Source organism: Luteolibacter sp. AS25 (genome assembly GCF_046736275.1).
Taxonomy (GTDB): Bacteria; Verrucomicrobiota; Verrucomicrobiia; order Verrucomicrobiales; family Akkermansiaceae; genus Luteolibacter.
Genome location: NZ_CP151837.1, coordinates 2,882,954 through 2,901,369 on the forward strand (window position 1 = coordinate 2,882,954; position 18,416 = coordinate 2,901,369).

At 52.8% G+C, this 18,416-nt stretch carries 11 protein-coding genes; 6 read left to right on the forward strand and 5 right to left on the reverse strand.

What is annotated here, in order from left to right; translation table 11 throughout:
* The first annotated feature begins 4 nt into the window (after nucleotides 1-4).
* The 5 genes from AAGA79_RS13295 to AAGA79_RS13315 all read left to right on the forward strand — a co-directional run bounded on the left by AAGA79_RS13295 (nucleotide 5) and on the right by AAGA79_RS13315 (nucleotide 8,967).
* On the forward strand, nucleotides 5-709 hold the full coding sequence (locus AAGA79_RS13295) for a response regulator transcription factor (RefSeq protein ID WP_411826295.1): 705 nt from the start codon (nucleotides 5-7) through the stop codon (nucleotides 707-709).
* Nucleotides 706-2,415, forward strand: a complete 1,710-nt coding sequence (locus AAGA79_RS13300) for a sensor histidine kinase (protein WP_411826296.1) — start codon at nucleotides 706-708, stop codon at nucleotides 2,413-2,415. The genes AAGA79_RS13295 and AAGA79_RS13300 overlap by 4 nt, the downstream gene beginning before the upstream one ends.
* Before the next feature lie 90 nt (nucleotides 2,416-2,505).
* Nucleotides 2,506-5,922, forward strand: coding sequence for a PAS domain-containing protein (locus AAGA79_RS13305; RefSeq protein WP_411826297.1), 3,417 nt, complete (start codon nucleotides 2,506-2,508; stop codon nucleotides 5,920-5,922).
* Nucleotides 5,923-6,055: 133 nt separating this feature from the next.
* Complete coding sequence (locus tag AAGA79_RS13310) at nucleotides 6,056-7,408, forward strand: sigma-54-dependent transcriptional regulator (RefSeq protein ID WP_411826298.1); 1,353 nt, start codon at nucleotides 6,056-6,058, stop codon at nucleotides 7,406-7,408.
* Between the two features lie 350 nt (nucleotides 7,409-7,758).
* Nucleotides 7,759-8,967 carry a S41 family peptidase gene (locus tag AAGA79_RS13315; protein ID WP_411826299.1) on the forward strand — a complete coding sequence of 403 codons (1,209 nt, stop codon included), beginning with the start codon at nucleotides 7,759-7,761 and terminating at the stop codon, nucleotides 8,965-8,967.
* A 21-nt stretch (nucleotides 8,968-8,988) separates the two neighbouring features.
* Here AAGA79_RS13315 and topB read toward each other — a convergent pair whose 3' ends face one another.
* The 3 genes from topB to AAGA79_RS13330 form a co-directional block, all read right to left on the reverse strand.
* Nucleotides 8,989-11,556, reverse strand: coding sequence for a DNA topoisomerase III (topB, locus tag AAGA79_RS13320; protein ID WP_411826300.1), 2,568 nt, complete (start codon nucleotides 11,554-11,556; stop codon nucleotides 8,989-8,991).
* A gap of 89 nt (nucleotides 11,557-11,645) precedes the next feature.
* Complete coding sequence (dprA, locus tag AAGA79_RS13325; RefSeq protein ID WP_411826301.1) at nucleotides 11,646-12,749, reverse strand: DNA-processing protein DprA; 1,104 nt, start codon at nucleotides 12,747-12,749, stop codon at nucleotides 11,646-11,648.
* A 29-nt stretch (nucleotides 12,750-12,778) separates the two neighbouring features.
* Complete coding sequence (locus tag AAGA79_RS13330) at nucleotides 12,779-13,567, reverse strand: hypothetical protein (RefSeq protein WP_411826302.1); 789 nt, start codon at nucleotides 13,565-13,567, stop codon at nucleotides 12,779-12,781.
* A 108-nt stretch (nucleotides 13,568-13,675) separates the two neighbouring features.
* On the opposite strand from AAGA79_RS13330, the gene lpxB reads away from it, so the two are divergent.
* Nucleotides 13,676-14,794: a lipid-A-disaccharide synthase gene (gene lpxB / locus AAGA79_RS13335; RefSeq protein WP_411826303.1), complete on the forward strand. Its 1,119-nt coding sequence runs from the start codon at nucleotides 13,676-13,678 to the stop codon at nucleotides 14,792-14,794.
* 104 nt (nucleotides 14,795-14,898) lie between these two features.
* Here the strand turns inward: lpxB and ftsH are convergent, their stop codons facing one another.
* Nucleotides 14,899-17,253 (reverse strand): ATP-dependent zinc metalloprotease FtsH, encoded by a 2,355-nt coding sequence (ftsH, locus tag AAGA79_RS13340; protein ID WP_411826304.1) that lies wholly within the window; start codon nucleotides 17,251-17,253, stop codon nucleotides 14,899-14,901.
* 63 nt (nucleotides 17,254-17,316) lie between these two features.
* Complete coding sequence (locus AAGA79_RS13345; RefSeq protein WP_411826305.1) at nucleotides 17,317-18,399, reverse strand: calcium/sodium antiporter; 1,083 nt, start codon at nucleotides 18,397-18,399, stop codon at nucleotides 17,317-17,319.
* Nucleotides 18,400-18,416: the final 17 nt, after the last annotated feature.

Sequence of the window (18,416 nt, forward strand, 5' to 3'; positions counted from 1 at the left end):
ACCGATGATCGACTCACCCACCATTCTGGTAATCGAAGACGACCCCGCCGTTCGAGTTGGAATCGTCGATACGCTGGAATACGCCGGCTATCAAACACTTGAAGCTGCCGACGGCCACGAGGGTATGAAGCTGGCGCTGCAGGCGAACTACCGGCTCCTCCTTCTCGACATAGTCATGCCCGGACCTTCGGGATTCGAGATTCTTGAAAAATTGAAAAAGTCCCGCCCGGGGCAGGCCGTCATCATGCTTTCCGCCCGTGGAGAGGAGCAGGACCGCGTCAGCGGACTCGTCGGCGGGGCGGATGACTACGTCGTTAAACCCTTTAGTATGAAAGAACTTCTCGCCAGGGTCGACGCCGTTCTTCGCCGCACGCACGAGCGCCCCTCACCAGCGGCAATCTGCGAAATAAAGGGAACCACGCTCGACCTCAACGATGGTCGCGTCATTTTCCCCGATAAGACACAGATGGATCTCAGCCAAAAGGAATGCTCCCTGCTCCGCTATATGATCGATAGCCGCGGGCGCATCGTGAGCCGTCCGGAAATACTCAGACAGGTCTGGAATCTCGACCCCGAACGAGTGGAAACACGCACAATCGACATGCACATGGCCCACCTACGCTCAAAACTCGGAGCGGACATCGCCGCATGCTTTATCACTGAGCGCGGCAAAGGTTACCGCTTTGTTCGTCCGGAGGAATCAACATGAACTGGCGTCCACAACTACAATCCTCTAAATGGATATGGATCGCATTCGGCTGCTGCGCCTGCCTCGTGCTCGCCGCAATGCTCTGGCTGACCCGTAGTGTCATCAAAACTGAGTATGAGCGCTCCAATGCCGAGATTCGCGCCGAACTACAGGAGCGCGTGCGCCTTAGCCTCTGGCGGATGGATTCGCTTGGAACCTCACTGCTTCTTGAGGAGAACCTTATACCTGTTGAACTTTTCCTCAAGGATCCGGAAAGCAGACTGCCCGTAACTGCGCGGTTCGAAACACCTGACGGAGCCGCAATCCGCGGAAACGGGGAACCTGAATCATTGGATTTCATCGGCTCGGTCTTGCCAAAGCTCGCCTCAGCCTACGTCTCAGCCATCATTGAGAAAAAGGCTCAGGATGAGATCCTGGAAATCAATGCGGAGGAAGAATCATCCCCCAATCTCAAGGTCCGCGGGGACTCCATGACCCAGGAGACAGCGAATTTAGCGGAGAAACGGAAACGCTCCGAACGGCTGGATAGCGCGGTAGCCGTCCAGCGGAAGAATTACGGAGCTCCCGCACCCATCCCTCCCCCGGTTCCCGCCATCCAACCGCAGATGGAAGGTGCCGCTGATGCCGCCCCTCTTCCTCCTATTGCACAGGACAACGAAAACCCTGTCGGCGAATTCAAGGCCGCACGCTTCGAGGATTCCCTTTTCCTTATCCGCCAAGGCGTCTCCAACCGGAGGTTTCTCCAAGGCAGTTTAGTTGATGAGAAGGCAATCATCCAACGCCTCCTGAGTGAAGCATCGCCGCTCCTGCCTGATGCAAGGCTGGAAGCAGCCCCCACCTCCAGTGGTGATTCCTTCGTCCTCGCCTCTTTCCCCTTCAAGCTCCTTCCCGGCACGCTGGGAATAACGTCAGCATCCATTCCACGCACAATTTCGGTATCTCTGGCCGTCGGCTGGCTGGCGGCCATTGTTGCCCTGATTACTGCATTTTTCCTGATCTCAAGAATCATGGAGCTAAGCGAACGCCGGGCGTCCTTCGTTTCCGCAGTCACGCATGAACTACGCACCCCTTTGACGACCTTCCGCCTTTATTCGGATATGTTGAACGAAGGAGCGGTGAAAAAGGAGAAGATGCACACCTATCTCAGCGTCCTTTCCCGGGAGGCGGACCGCCTTTCCCATTTGGTGGAAAACGTCCTTTCCTTCTCAAAGATGGAGCGTGGCAGTGCCCGCAGCAACCTCGCGGAGCTTGATCTCAATCAACTTCTGGAGTCTTTCCGTGAGCGGTTTTCCACTCGCCTGGAGGCAGCGAACCTCAATCTTGAATACAACCTTGGCACTCCCGTCCGCCTCACCCTGGACTCATCGGCTCTTGAGCACATACTTTTTAATCTTATCGACAACGCTGCGAAATACGCCGCGAACTCCTCACCACCGGCGGTATCGCTGACTACCGAGGTCTCAGAAAAACGTGTCTACATCGGGGTATCCGACAACGGCCCCGGAATCTCAAAGGAAGAATGCGTGAGAATCTTCCGGCCGTTTCACAAGTCTGCAAAACAGGCCGCGGAAACCAAACCCGGCGTAGGCCTGGGATTGGCCCTTTCCAAGCGCCTTGCGCAATCAATGCATGGAAAGCTCTCATGCGGTTCCCGCGCCGATGGGCGTGATGGAGCAGTGTTCGGCCTTTCGCTCCCACGCCTTTAGCTTGAGTCACTGACGATCTATCGGTAGGGTTTATCTGGTATGGCTCCAGAATCCAATTCCAAGCCTCGATCAGGCCATCATGGCAGGATTATGCACAGTGATGACTTCCATCGCGCGCATGCGGAGATACTGAAAATGCTTGTGAGCTCGGCACCGCTTTCCGCAGTGTTCGACCGGATCGCTTTGCTTGTGGAAGATATTTCATCGGTTCAAACCTGGTGCGCTATTGTTCGTATAAACGGAAATTACCCATCCGCCAAACATCTCGCTGCGGCCCCGAGTATACCCCATGAATTTATAGAAGAATTACGGCAAGTTCACGTTCAACCTGAAGACGGAACCTGCGGAAAAGCCATCAATGAGCGGAGGACTGTTTCCGTGGAGGATATTCCGGCTGATCCAGAATATGAAATGTTTCACGAATTCTCGAAAAAGACAGGAGTGCGGGCTTGCTGGACCACCCCCATTTTCGGGAAAGATGCCGAGGTAATCGCGATCCTCACCGCATTTTACCACGAGGCACACTTGGGTCATCATGAGGAAATAAGCCGTGGAGATGACCTCAGCAGTCTGATCGCCCTAGCTATTCAGAAATACGAAACCGACGAAGAGGTAGCCAAATCCGACATGCGCTTTCGCTCCGTGGCCTCGGCAACCACGGATGCCATCTGGGATTGGGACATCCTTGGCGATCAGGTTTGGTGGAACGAAGAGTTTTCCAGACTTTTCGGGTATGAAGGTAGAAATCTAGGACCCTATTTCGATGAATGGGTCTGCCGAATATATCCAGATGACAGGGACCGGGTTTCGCAGAGCCTGAAAGCGGCATCCATCGGCAAGAAGACCTTCTGGAAAGAGGAATATCGATTTCTAAGGACAGATGGAAGTATCGCCCACGTATTGGACCAGGCGCGGATTTTTTTCAATGGCCACGGAAAGGCCGTCCGTATGGTCGGCGGGATGTCCGACATTACCGATCACCGCAATACCCAAGTGGACCTGACGGTGATCAACCGAGCTTTTGAAATGCTCAGTTCCTGTAACAAAATCCTCATCCGCGCTACCGATGAGGCACAGCTTCTTGATGACATCTGCCATATTGCGACGGAAATCGGAGGCTACCGCGCCGCTCTCGTCGCATACGGAGACAACACCCCGGAAAAGAAAATAATCCCTGCGGCCCAGGTCGGCCTGATCCGGGATACATTCACCGGTTCTCATTTCAGCTATGACGAGAATCGCGAAAACGGTCGCGGACCCGGAGCCCAGGTTCTACGCACCGGGACCGCCGTTTCATGCCATGATATCAACACAATTTATCCCGTGCCATTGTGGAAGGACGACGCAGTAAGAAACGGCATAAAAAGCCTCATTTTCCTTCCACTCAAGACCGACGAAAAATGCTTCGGATACCTCGGTCTTGGCTCGGGGATTCAAAACGCTATCGGTAAAGACGAAGAAGCACTTCTCCAGGAACTCGCCGATAACCTCGCCTTCGGCATCATCTCCATCCGTGAGCGGGTCAGGCAGCAGCTCACTCAGGAGAGCATTATCAAAGTCGCGAAAACCGTATCAGGAGAATATGGCAAGGACTTCTACCAGCAACTCACCCTGGACATGGTCAATACGCTTGGTGCGAAGCTCGGAAGCATCGGGAAAATGACTGAATCCGGTCTTCAAATCACGACCAGAGCCTATGTTCTCGACGGGGAAATCCAGGAAAACATTACCTACGATCTTTACGGCACCCCCTGTTATCAGGTGACTGAAAAGCAAGCCTGCCTCTACACGGACAACGTTGCCGAGTTATTTCCTGAAGACCTTTTTCTCGGAGAGAAAAAGATTGAAGCTTACGCCGGCATAGCTCTTTGCGTGGATCAGAAGGCAAAACCGGTCGGCATCCTCTCCGTGCTTTTTGAAAAGGAAATCAGTGATCCCGAGCTGATTCGCTCAATCCTCCGGATATTCGCGGAGCGCGCGGCTTCGGAAATGGCACGTGAAGAATCGGATAACCGGATACGCAATCAGGCCTCATTATTGGACAAGGCCCGCGATGCCATTTTCACATGTGATCTCGATCACAAAATCCTCTTCTGGAACAAAAGCTCGGAACGCCTCTACGGCTACACCCAGAACGAAATTTTAGGAAAATCAGCGAGGGAACTACTACACTTCGATACGGAAACCTACGACATCTTCCACGAAGGCACGCTACGTGAAGGTGAATGGCTGGGGGAACTCAGACAAATCTGCCGTCAGGGAAATGCCATCTACGTGGAAAGCAGGTGGAACCTGGTCCTTGATTCAGAAGGAAAGCCCCAGTCGATACTGATCATTAACACCGACGTTACCGAGCATCGACAACTTCAACAGCAATTCCTCAGAGCCCAGCGGCTCGAATCCATTGGAACGATAGCAGGTGGGCTAGCCCACGACCTGAACAACGTTCTAACACCGATCACCATGTCGGCAGAACTCCTGCGGAAAACCATTTCAGACCCGCGGGGCACGGAACTTCTGGAAATGATCACCAACAGTGCAGCTCGTGGCGCACGCATGATCTCACAGGTTCTTTCCTTCGCCCGCGGGATCGAAGGCAGAAAAGCTCGCGTAGCCGTGGAAAAGGTCATCGAAGAGCTCGAACCGATCGTCCGTGATACATTCCCGAAAGCCATCAAGTTCAGGACCAATATCCAGCAGGACCTCTGGAATATAATTGGAGACAGCACACAGCTTCACCAGGTGCTGCTGAATCTTTGCGTCAACGCCCGGGACGCTATGCCACACGGCGGCACTCTTAGCATCAACGCCGTAAATCTCAAAATCACCGAGGAAGCGGCGAAAAATATGCTCGGCATCAATGCCGGACCACATATCCGCCTCAGGGTTTCCGACGACGGGGAGGGTATAGCTCCGCAAATCATCAACGAAATTTTCGACCCATTTTTTACCACGAAGGAGACAGGGAAGGGCACTGGCCTCGGCCTCTCCAGCGTTTTGGGAATCCTGAAAAGTCACGGAGGTATCATCCAGGCAAATTCCAGCCAGGGACAGGGCAGCACGTTCAACGTATTCCTCCCGGCCCTCCGCGAATCAGTGGTATTCGCGGAAAATCCGACGGACCAGGAAACCCAGGTATCGGGAAACGGAGAGATTATCCTCATCATTGACGATGAACCGTCCATTTCCAATGTCATCAGCAAGACTCTCCGGGAAAACGGATATGAGACCATTTGCGCGTCATCCGGCATGGAAGGAATCGTGATATTTGAACGAAAGCTTCACGATATTTCACTCGTAATCACCGATATCATGATGCCAGGAATGGATGGCACCCAAGTAATCCGGAGGCTCCTGGCTGCAAACCCTTCCATCCCAATCATTGGCATCAGCGGAGTCACCTCAAACGCGATCAGCACGCAATCTCCCACCTCAATGGTCAAATACTTTTTGGAAAAACCGTTTAAAGCAAAATGTTTGCTGGAAGCCGTGCGAAACGCCCTCTAGCGTCCGCATCTCAGTGTCCCTCCTACCCCTCTCAATTCACTCGACCCGTTCAAAAAACAAACCAAATCAGTCTCGAAAGTATTTAGCCGCCCACATCTAAATTTTCTTTGGAAAAAACCCAGGAAACCTACTCGTGTCCCAGTCAAAACCGAACCTCCTACTCGTCGATGATGATGAAACAATTCTCCGCCTGCTCAGCATGGCGGCGAAGGAAAATGGCTGGCGTCCAATAACCGCCGGATCCGGACACGAGGCACTGGAAATCATCGATGCCAATATCGAAGCGGTAGTCCTCGATTTAGGCCTACCCGGGATCGATGGCATCGATACCATTGGTAGACTTCACAATAAATTTCCCGGCGTCCCAATCGTGATGCTTACCGGCACGAACGATGCGGAAACCGCTGTTCAAACCCTGAAGGCAGGCGCCACCGACTACCTTACAAAACCCTTCGAGATCGATCGGTTGTTCGAGCTTCTCCGTGAATCGGTAAACAATAGATCCACAGCCAGCAAAACGAAGGCACCGGCGAAGAACAACACCAGAAAGGTTTCATTGGAAACATCCAGCCCCCGAATGAAGGTGCTCTTCCGGCAGCTTCAAAAAGCAGCCAAGCTGAATAGCACGATCCTACTCTCAGGAGAAAGTGGTACCGGGAAGACCTACATCGCCCGCCAGATCCATCAGCTCAGCGATCGCTCTTCGGAAAGTTTCATAACAGTCAGCTGCCCGGCACTTCCCCGTGAACTTCTGGAGACCGAACTCTTCGGCCACGAAAAAGGTGCCTTCACGGGAGCTTCCAGCAGTAGAATAGGCCGTTTTGAACAAGCTTCCGAAGGCACCATATTCCTTGATGAGATCGGAGACCTTCCTTCCGAATTACAGCCAAAACTTTTGAACGTCCTGCAGGACCGTGAATTCTTCCGCATTGGAGGCAATCGGCTACTCAAGACAAACGCACGGGTTATAGCTGCAACCAACGTGGACCTACGTTCCCGTGTCACGGAAGGATCATTCCGTGAAGATCTCTACTATCGCCTCAATATCATCGAGCTCCATATTCCCCCACTCCGCGAGCGGAAGGAGGACATTCCCTCCATTATTTCCAGGATTCTATCCAAGATCGCCGCAAATCGTGGCACGGACACATGGACACTCACCCCCGCGGCACTGGAAGCCGTTCAGAATTTCAACTGGCCGGGAAATATCCGCCAACTGGAAAATGTTCTCGAACGCGCCACAGCATTCTCGGAAGGAAGCGTGATTGAAGCGGAAGATGTGATCGATCTGCTCGATTCTCCTCCCAGCAGCACTCAAACTGCGCAAATCTTCGCGGAACCGGGGCTCACTCTCCACGAGATTGAACGCGAAGCATTTATCCAAACGTATATCCGGACCGGCAAGAACAAGGCAAAAACAGCCCGCGAGCTGGGTATTTCAGAGCGTTCCGTATATAATTTGATGGGCCGTCATGGCCTGAAGTAGGATTCCAAGCCGAACCCTGCATGTTCGCACAAAATGCATGATCAATCATGCAAAAGTTACACTAAATTTCACGGAAAAGTAGATCATTTGATCTCCTTAAATTTTAAGTGCCTGATATTCAGCCACTTAAGGTTTAAATCCACGATTGGCACATCGCATGCAATATAAATATTATTCTCTGGGGGGAGAATATTGGGGCTTCGGCCCCGCTATCCAAAAGCCACCCGCTGGATGACTTCGCCTTTTGTGCGAGTCTCCAGCGGGTTGGTTCCTGGATAGTCCTTTCCAACGGCACTTTTCGCTAAATTATTTCCTCCCTCATCACCACGCTGACTGGTAAACGGTCTGAAATGAGACTTTTCGCCATTTTCCTCCTAGGCACCCTTTCCTCGTATTCGGAAATCAAGCCATCCGACCCGGATGATGCCGCTTACCCCGCCCTGGAACGTTTTGTGGAAGTTCTTGAAGCCGCCAGAGCACGGCATCCGGACGTTGAAAAGGTCACTTACGATCGCATGATCAATCATGCCCTTGATGGTATGCTCTCAAGCCTCGATTCGCATTCCTCCTTCATTTATCCGGAAATGCAACAGCTGGTCGACAAAGACGGCAGCCTCGATAACGAAGTCCGCTCCTTGGGTCTTAGTCTAGGAAGAGACTCCGAACGAATTTTCATCGCTGCGATCGAGAAACATGGCCCAGCGGCAACTGCCGGAATTCCAGTATCCAGCACTCTATTCGAAATTAATGGAGCCCCTGCTCAAAACCTCACCCTTACTGACGCCCTGGCCATCCTCAACGGCGCACCCGGCGCAAAAACCACACTTACCCTATCGGACCCCGAACGGCCCGGGGAATTGAAGCTCACAGTTATCCATCGCTATGTTGAGAATCGTTCACTCATCGTTTCTGCTCCACTCGAGGACCATCCGGACACAGGCTATTTACGCCTCGCTCAGTTCGGCCCGAACTGCGCAGGCGAGGTTGAGTCCGCCCTCGATGAACTAGAGGACAACGGCATGGCTTCCCTGATTCTGGACCTACGCGGAAACGGCGGTGGCGATCTCCACCAGACGGTTCGTATCCTCGGGCTTTTCCTCCCTCCTTCCACGAAGGTAGTATCCGTACGCGAGAGGGGAAAAGCCGAAGAGTTTCTGGAAACACCTGCACGCCAGCGCCGCAAACGTGATTACAAAATCTGCGTCCTGATCGATAGGAACTCCGCATCCGCATCGGAACTAACCGCCGGTGCTCTACACGATCTCAAGCGCGCCACTGTAATTGGTGAAAAATCATACGGGAAAGGCAGCGTCCAGAACATCGTTCCGATGGGCGGAAACACGGCATTGCGCCTCACCATAGCCACGTATCACACCCCTTCAGGGAATACACCACACCTCAAGGGCATCAAACCCGATATACAGATAAACTTTACCGGAAAGGATCGCGAAAATTTCTCCAGACGGGGGAGAGTTTCCTCTCTTGGTACCGAGCAACTGGAGGAACTCTCCAAGTGGCAGGACCCGGCAATAGTCGCGGCAGTGAAGGCTATGGAATAGTCCTCACCACCGTTGAGCTTTCTACTCCGCGTTTTTAGCGGCCTTCTTTACCGCTTTCTTCGCAGCCTTTTTGGCGGCTTTCTTTGCTACCGGTCTAGGTGGGAAATCAAAGCCAATCTTGGCTGCCTTAAGGTCAAAGGTGAGGTGCGCATCAAACTTCCGTTTGGTGCGGTTTGAGATAAAGCCACGCAACAGATCGGTTTTACCTTCGGAGATCAGCTTCAATGCCTGATCCTCGGGAATTTCACGCTGGAGGATCACCTTACCGATCCGGACTCCGTGTGGATCTTTTTTCGTCACGATATCCGGCACATAATAGGCCTTGTCTGTTCCGAAAACCTTGTGCTCTTTCCCTTCCGGAGTCTTGGCAGTGCCAATTACCATATCCTCGTTCAGTTCCGGAGCTTTGTCATCCTCACCCTCGAAGAGGAACTGGGTCTTGAACTTCTCATCGATTTGTAGCGAGGCATCAAACGGCTTGTTGAAGCGTGACTTGAAGCCTTGAAGCGGCCCGACGATACCTTTGTTCATCAGAGTTTTCAGCTCATCTTCAGAAAGTGGACGCCCGGCGATGTATTTCTTGATCTTGATGGGCAATTCCGGATCACGGGATTCGTAGGTCGCATCGGTCTGCTTCAGAACAAGCGTGCCGTGGATCGGATGTTCCACTTCCACATCGGAAAATTTCTTATTCTTAGCCTCCTCGGCCAATGCATGTGCTTTTTCCACTATGTCATTGGTGTATTGGATAATCTCCTTCATGAAGGCAGGGCGCTGCAGTGCACCTTGCTCCATCTGGCGGAGTTTATATTCCCAATCACCGGTCATTTTCGGAGAGTAGAGTCCCTCGATCTCCATTTGCCTCACCAACTGGATAAGACGGAGGCCGGATGGAGTTACATGGAGGTCACGACCGTCCCGCAGAAGATATTTCTGTGAAATCAATCCCTCGATTGTTGCCGCACGGGTAGCCGGTGTGCCCAGGCCTCGTTCTGACATCGCCTCACGCAGTTCATCATCGTTTACCAGGAGCTTTCCTGCACCCTCCATCGCGGAGAGGAGTGTGGATTCAGTGAAACGTGCCGGCGGGCGTGTTTGTTCGTGGATGAGCTCGATCGGATCAACCTTGGTGGTCTCACCTTTCTCGATTCCAACAAGTCCGTCCTTGCCGGCGGCTACGCCAGGCTTGCGCCCGTAGACCTCCAGCCAGCCCGGAACCACAAGCACACGGCCTTCGGTTTTGAATACATCCTTGTTTCCACCTTCGGAAACGGTGGAAAGGCGGGTCGTTTGCTCGAACTCCGCGTGAGGGTAGAAAACCGCGATAAAGCGTTTCACCACCATATCGTATACCTTCTGCTCCGTATCGGAGAGCTTGGCGGTATTACCTGTCGGGATGATCGCAAAGTGATCGGAAACCTTCTTGGTATTGAAGATACGCTTTGATTCGTGGAGCTTCGGTCCGTTTTCACTTTTCCCGGAAAGCACAGCTTTCGCGTAGCCAGCCACATCCATATCACTGCTGGCGATCTTGCCCATGGTTTCCCGGACATCCGCCACGTAATCCTCAGGAAGATAACGCGAGTCCGTCCTAGGATAAGTCAGCACCTTGTGCTTCTCGTAAAGTGCTTGCGCAATCTGCAGCGTGCCTTTTGCGGAAAAAGGAGCCTCCCGCTGAAGGGTGGTAAGGTCATAAAGCTGCGGTGGGATCTGCTTGCTGGATTTCTTCTCTTCGGAGATCTCCGCTGTTTTCCCGGCACAGCGATCTACAATCGACTGGGCCATTTCCTGATCCCAGATCCGCTCGGCTTTTCCGTGCGGCTTGTCTTCGGATTTCCTGAAAGTGGTATCGATCCACTTTCCGAGATACTCACCGGATTTCACGGTCATCGTTCCATGAACTTCGAAGTACGGCTCGGATTTGAATGCCTGGATTTCCTCTTCGCGTGCCGCGAGAATAGCAAGTGTGGGAGTCTGCACGCGACCTGCGGCCGTAATATTGAAGCCGCCGTGGCGTGAGTTGAAGCAGGTGAAAGCCCGGGTCGCGTTCAAACCCACCAGCCAGTCGGACTCGGAGCGGCACTTCGCAGCGTCAGCCAGTGGCTTCATTTGCTCGTCAGAGCGGAGGTTTTCCCATGCGGAAACGATTGCTCCGGTGGTCATCGACTGCATCCACAAGCGTTTTACAGGCTTTTCGATTTTACCGATTTCCATGATGTAGCGGAAGATCAGCTCACCTTCCCGGCCGGCATCGCAAGCATTTACGATCATGTCCACATCCTTGCGTTTCGCGAAGCGCAGAACCTTTTTCAGCTTGGCTTCGGATTGCTCGATAGGATCGAGAGTGAACTTCTCGGGAATTGCCGGAAGAACGTCGAATTTCCAAGGTAGTTTCTTGCCGTTCGGCCCCATTGGCATCCGTAGCTCGACCAAATGGCCCACTGCGGAAGTGATGATCGCATCGTCATTCTCGTAATGAATATCCCGCCCTGATCCTACTTTTTCAAATTTCCCCAACTCCTTTGCAAGAGCCTTGGAGAGGTCATTCATGACGGACGGTTTTTCTGCAATAATCAGTGTTTTTCCCATGGGAGTAAAAATTGTGAAACTGAAATGTCTCTGGACTGGACTAGGCAGGGATATCCCCGTGATGCAAGGAGGAAACGAAAATCGGTTTGCTATCGCTTAATAAACCGAAAGCCCGGAAGCGGCCTTATAAGCCTACGTAATTCAAGCTTAAGGAGTGCCGCGGTAACGGCTGATGATGGCAACCCTGTCACCTGAATCAGCCGATCAACCGGCATCTCATCACCCTCCCCCATCGCCGAATAAACAGCCAACTCCTCTGTTGGTAGCTCCGGAAGCTCGCTGGCCTTTTCAGGCCCGGCATCCATCCGGCCGGAAAATGGAAGCTCACCCATATCGTCAATGATATGTGAGGCATCCGCCACCAGAGTGGCACCATCCCGTATCAACTGATGACAGCCAGCCGAAGAGGGCTTGTCGATCTGCCCTGGAACGGCGAAAATCGGCTTTCCATACTCCGAAGCCAAATTTGCGGTAATCAATGAGCCGGACCAAGCCGGACATTCCGTGACCAGAACAGCCTGGCACCATGCTGCCACAATCCGATTGCGCATGGGAAACGTCTGCTTGTCCGGGGAGCGATGGAGCGGAAACTCGGAAATCACGGCTCCCTGGCCATTTGCAATTTTCTCCGCGAGTAGAAGATTTTCCGGAGGATAGAGTTTACCCAATCCGGAGCCAATCACCGCAATAGTCCTCCCCTTCGCTGCTAGTGCCGCTTCATGTGCCGCGGTATCTATCCCACGTGCTAGACCGGATACAATTGTGAACCCTGCATGGGCCAGTTGATAAGTCAGCTTCTTCGTCGCATTTACGCCATATGAAGTTGTCCGGCGGGAGCCTACCACACTGATGGCATGTTTATCCCTCGGCAAAATTTCACCCCAAACATAGAGCAGGATCGGAGCATCATATGCCTGCAGCAGATGTTTCGGGTAGGAATCATCATCCTGGGTGACGATGGCAATCCCCCGCTCCTTCGCCTCCTGGAGTTCTTTGAACGGATCCGCGTGATCCTCCCAACCGGCGATCAGCTTCGCAGTCTCAGGCCCGATACCGTCCACCCGTTGCAGTCGGTTTGCCCCCGCGGTGAGCACTGCCTCAGCACGACCAAAGGATTCCAACAGCCTGGTAATCCGCACCGGTCCTATGCCGGGAAGCAGATTCAGGGTTAATATTGCTTCGCGATTAGTCACAAAAATTCAGAATACGAATCGCAGCCGGATCACTTAATTTCCATTCCGCTCTTCTCATAAACCCAACGCTCCAGCTTCCCGTTCCGGATAAGTGCTTTCGCTTTGAGAGTTTTGATACCGAAAACCGTTTCACCCTCATACGACGCCACGCCGGTCCTGTAGGTTTCGCCATCGATCACTTCGTCCCCCTCATTCTCCTGCCACTCACTGACCTGATCAAAGGAAAACTCCTTGATCTGACCCGCCTTGATACTCGCCTTCATGATTTCCACGACATCGTTGGACCCCGCGGATTGAGGCTCAGGTTGCGGCACTGGATTCATCTCTGGCACCACATCTACCTTAGGATCTGCTTCCACCTTGGGCTCTACTTCCACCTCGGTCTCTGCATCTGGCATCTTCCCTACCCGGGGGGCCATCCTGATCGTGCCCAGCTGCTCCAAAAGATCTGTTTGAGAATAAGGAACCCGGCCTTCGAGTGTCGCCGAGCCGGGACTGATTACCACATCCTGCCCGTCAAGCCTGATGAGATCCACCTGATTGCCCGCAGTAATAGTCATCTTGATTCCCGAGTTAGTGTCCGCTATTTCAGCGTCAGATTTCAGAAGAACCTTCTTCGGCAACTGTTCAACCGGGAAGGTAGCTGGGTCTATCTTGTTGGCGGAGCTGTCACCTATCTCTATGGTGATATGCTTAGGCTCAGGTGCTTTTTCCGCTTCCGGACTGACACCTGTTAGTTGAAACCTCAGCTCCGGCTCGAGCGAATAGCCGAGAATGCCAGCGGCGACCATGCCGAGAAGTGTCATAAATAGCTTCATAGGGTTTTATACGTATCTGTAGGTGGGTTTATTAAAATATTTTTACGAAATGACATCCGCTGCATTGGAGGTTGAAGCGCAAGGCATGGATTGGGTAGGTTTTTTTCCGTGAAACGAATCTATGTCATCGTGGGAGAAATGAGCGGTGACGCACATGGTGCCGGTCTTTTAAGAGAACTCAAAACCACAGAGAAAAATCTGGAAATCTACGGAGTTGGCGGACCGGAGATCCATGAAATCAGCAATGGAAACGCTGTGAACTGGGTGGAAGATGCCGCAGTCATGGGCGTGATCGAAGTCCTGAAACGCTACGGCTGGTTCAAGGAGCGCTTCGCCGAAATGCTCGGTGAGATCAAGCGTCTGAAGCCGGAGGTTCTTCTACTCGTTGACTATCCAGGCTTCAACCTCAGGTTCGCAGCCGCTGTAAAAAAGGAACTCCCTGATACCAAACTGGTCTATTACATCAGCCCACAGGTCTGGGCTTGGAATAAAAAACGCATCCCGAAGATGGTCGATCTTCTCGACGAGATGCTATGCCTCTTCCCTTTCGAGAAACCCATATTCCAGGATGCCGGCCTGCTCACAACACACGTTGGTCATCCTTTGGTCGATGAACTCGCATCCGAGAACATACAGGTTACACGCGAGCAGGCACTCGTCGGACTCTTCCCCGGTAGCCGTGAACGGGAAATTTCCAAACTCTTCCCAATGATGATAGAGACGGCCAAAGCGCTACACACTTGGCGCCCGGATCTATCGTTTGAGGTTCCCGCCGCCACGCCGAAGCTAGCAAAAACCATGCGCGAGATGATTTCTACCGCCGGAGTGGGTGGATATCTCACCCTCACCGATGGTGGCAGCCACAATCTCATGAAACGTGCCACATGTGGCATTGTCGCCAGCGGAACCGCCACCCTGGAAGCCGCAGTGCTGGGCCTCCCTTACTGTCTGGTGTATAAAATGGCAGCCAGCACATACTTTCTCGGGCGCCTTCTAGTGAAGATCAAATACATCGGCATCGTTAACATCTTGGCCGGCGAAAAAGTTGTGGAGGAATTCATCCAGCATAAGGCCGAGCCACCCGAGGTAGGCGCATGGGTGAAGGACCACCTTTCAAATGATACAAAACGCGAAGCCTTGGTGGCGAAAATGGCTGAGGTCAGTTCCCTCCTTGGAAAAGAAGGCACGCACAAGCGAGCCGCGGAACGGGTTGCCCATTGGTTGTAGTTTCACCTACCGGAATTTCCCGACAGGTGAACGATACTTTTGAAACATCATAAAAAAGGGCGGGGTGCATGAAACGCACCCCGCCCTGATTTTTAAGATTTCACTTAGGCTGGAGCACCAACCACGCCCGGCATCGGGCCATCGTCTTCCGGCTTATCTTCCTCCGGCTTTTTCGTCACCGGCTTTTTGGAAAGGTCATCGGGAATTGGAGGTGGTGTAGGCGCACTCGGCGGATTCTTCATTTCACCGAAATCAATGATGTCCTGAAGATGCTTGGCATCGAGGGTTTCAAACTCAAGCAATGCCAGAGCGATTTTCTCCACCACATCTTTGTTTTCATTAAGCAGGCGGGTCGCTTCTTCAAAGGCATTGTCGATGAATTTCTTGATCTCACCATCGATCACGCGCGCAGTCTCTTCCGAGTAATTGCGGCTCTTGTTCATGTCACGAGCAAGGAACACCGGGCTATCACCCTCTCCGTATTCTACCATACCGAGTTCATCGGACATGCCCCACTCACAGACCATGTTCCGCGCAAGTGAAGTTGCCTGGCGGATATCGCCGGAGGCACCGTTGGAAACATCATCAGAGTGGAAGGCTTCAGCAATCCGGCCACCCATGGTCACGATGAGATTAGCAAGAGCCTCCTTCTTCTGGGTGGAATATTGGTCGCCATCCGGAAGATACATTGTAGCACCCAGATAAGGACCCCGTGGGATAATTGTCACCTTATGCAACGGATGGGTGTGCGGAAGGATCATGTTCAGATAGGCATGACCCGCTTCGTGCCAGGCTGTGCCGATTTTTTCCTTGTCGGACATTGCCAGCGAGCGGCGCTCACGGCCCCAGCGGACTTTATCCCGTGCCTCTTCCATCTCTGCAATTGTCACAGAAGTCATACCCTTGCGGGCGGCAAGAAGGGCAGCCTCATTGACAAGGTTTGCCAGCTCGGCACCGGAGAAACCAGGAGTTCCACGTGCGATTGTTGCTAGGTCCGTATTTGCAGCCAGTTTGATTTTCTTCACGTGAACACGGAGGATTTCCTCGCGGCCATTCACATCTGGAAGGGAAACTGTTACCTGGCGGTCGAAACGGCCTGGACGGAGAAGTGCAGGGTCCAGAACGTCAGGACGGTTTGTAGCAGCAATGATGATGACACCTTCCTGGGTATCGAAACCATCCATCTCCACCAGCAACTGGTTGAGCGTTTGCTCACGCTCATCATGACCTCCGCCCATTCCGTGACCGCGATGGCGGCCCACTGCATCGATCTCATCGATGAAAATCAAACACGGTGCATTCTTTTTACCCTGCTCGAACATATCGCGGACGCGGGAAGCACCCACACCCACAAACATTTCCACAAAGTCTGAGCCGGAGATGGAGAAGAAAGGAACATCCGCCTCACCGGCGATCGCACGGGCAAGAAGTGTTTTACCTGTTCCCGGAGAACCGACCATCAACACGCCTTTTGGAATTGATCCGCCAAGTTTCTGGAACTTTTTCGGGTCTCTCAGGAAATCAACGATCTCGAAAAGCTCTTCCTTCGCTTCCTGAATACCAGCCACATCCTTGAAGGTGACCTTGTTGCGGTCCATTGTGAGCAAGCGGGCCTTGGATTTCCCGAAGGACATCGCACCACGGCCCGCGGATTTCATCTGTTGGCGGAAGAGGAAGAAAAGAAGAAGAATGATGAGAAGGAACGGCAGGAACGTGAAGAGAGCTTTTCCGAGGTAGTCGGATTTCCTTTCATACTGCGCTTTGCCTTTCAGGAGACTTTGGAGCTCCGAGCCAAGAATTGTAGTCGAAACTGTTACCGAAAACGGGGTAGCCGGGATCACTTTTCCATCCGCATCCTTCGGCACCAGCATGTTGGTGATCACCTTGCGCGTGCCAACCACTACTAGTTTTTCGTTTGTGGGATTGCTCAGGACACGCAAGCTATTCTCGGTATCACCCAAGCCAACTTCGCCCAAAGCAATGGACTTTCTGAATTCTGCCACGGAAAGCGGCTTTAGCGCGCCATCGACTGGAGCTTCGACAGCACCTGAAATCTGTTCCACCGCGATGGAATCACCGAGGATCTCGGTGACCTCTTCGGCTGATAAAATCACACTGAAGTCTTCCTGTCTGAACTGCTGCTCGGATTCAGAAGGCTTTTCCAGTGCCGGTTTGATGAAACCGGTGATCTTTGCATCGTAGGCGCTATCGCTGGTTACAACCTTAAGCGGTTGCTCGCTCGGCTTGTCTGTTACGATTCGCTCCTGATCAAGCGCTGTCCGGAATTCCGAATAGCTCATTGAAGTAGCTTTCGTATCCAGAGGCTTCAGAAATGCGATACCAAGAATTAGGATTGCGAGGCTGAAAAGCGCGAAAACGCGCCAATTGAAACCATTGCCGTCACCGGATGGACGTTTCGGATTGGCGGGTGGCGGAGTATTTTTAGGAGATTCGGACATGGTAGGTGTCTTCCGGTAAGCATTTTTCCGGGTGGGAAAACCTAGACGGATGATTGGAAATGTCTAGGCGAGGTTTTTTCTCTGAAAGATGGCCCTCACCAAGACGACTAGAAGGACCACCAGTGTAGCAGGGAAAACGTAATAAAGAACGGCTTCCCGATACGCAGGAAAGAGCCCGCTTCCTGCGGACTGGAGCAGCAGATAAGCCACATAGGCAATGTAAAACGCAACAAAGAGGAAACCACTGACGCGCCCGACACGATAGCCCAGGAAAAAAACCGGAAATGCCGCTACCGCTACCGCGATCATAAACACCATATCGAAATCCAGAGCCTCTTTCGCAACCCCTATCCCGCTCGGTGCCACAATCGAGGAGAGCCCCAGAACCGTGACGATATTGAAAATATTGCTTCCCACCACATTACCCACCGCAATATCCCGCTCTCCCCTCACCGCAGCCATCACGGAAGTAGCTACCTCGGGAAGGGATGTACCCACGGACACAATCGTCAACCCGATCACCAGCTCGGAAACCCCGAAATAGGTGGCAATCTCCACCGCACCCCTGACTAAAAGATTCGACCCCAGCGTCAACCCCGCCATCCCGAGAACTATCAGGGAAATATTTTTCAGCCATTTCGGATCACCTCCGGGCTCCAACAGACCCTCTAGCTCGTCCGCACCCGGAGCTTCGCCACCGTGTTTGGATTTCCAAAGTAGTAATAAGACATACCCGATTGCCATCGCGAAAAGGATTACCCCATCCAAGCGTGAAATCAGACCGTCCATCGACAGCAGATAAAGTAGCACCGAGAGGAAAATCATCACCGGGACATCCAGCCGGATCAGCTGCTTGTGCACCACCATGGGAATGATCAGGGCCGAGATCCCCACCACCACGAGGATGTTGAAAATATTACTCCCAATCACATTTCCCACCGCCAGATCAGCCTGCCCCTTGAATGCCGAAGCCACAGAAACGGCCAACTCGGGAGCACTGGTCCCAAACGCTACAACCGTCAGCCCAACCACCAATGGGGAAACCCCCACTGCTGCTGCAATACTGGCCGCTCCCTTCACAAGGTAATCCGCAGCGAAAACCAGCAACACAAAGCCAACAATCAGAAATACAGTAGCGAGTAACATCTCGCGGACTTGTTCCA

Coding starts and splice junctions, on each gene's coding strand:
- AAGA79_RS13295 (WP_411826295.1), top strand. CDS start 5: ATGATCGACTCACCCACCATTCTGGTAATCGAAGACGACCCCGCCGTT.
- AAGA79_RS13300 (WP_411826296.1), top strand. CDS start 706: ATGAACTGGCGTCCACAACTACAATCCTCTAAATGGATATGGATCGCA.
- AAGA79_RS13305 (WP_411826297.1), top strand. CDS start 2,506: ATGCACAGTGATGACTTCCATCGCGCGCATGCGGAGATACTGAAAATG.
- AAGA79_RS13315 (WP_411826299.1), top strand. CDS start 7,759: ATGAGACTTTTCGCCATTTTCCTCCTAGGCACCCTTTCCTCGTATTCG.
- topB (WP_411826300.1), bottom strand. CDS start 11,556: ATGGGAAAAACACTGATTATTGCAGAAAAACCGTCCGTCATGAATGAC.
- AAGA79_RS13330 (WP_411826302.1), bottom strand. CDS start 13,567: ATGAAGCTATTTATGACACTTCTCGGCATGGTCGCCGCTGGCATTCTC.
- ftsH (WP_411826304.1), bottom strand. CDS start 17,253: ATGTCCGAATCTCCTAAAAATACTCCGCCACCCGCCAATCCGAAACGT.
- AAGA79_RS13345 (WP_411826305.1), bottom strand. CDS start 18,399: ATGTTACTCGCTACTGTATTTCTGATTGTTGGCTTTGTGTTGCTGGTT.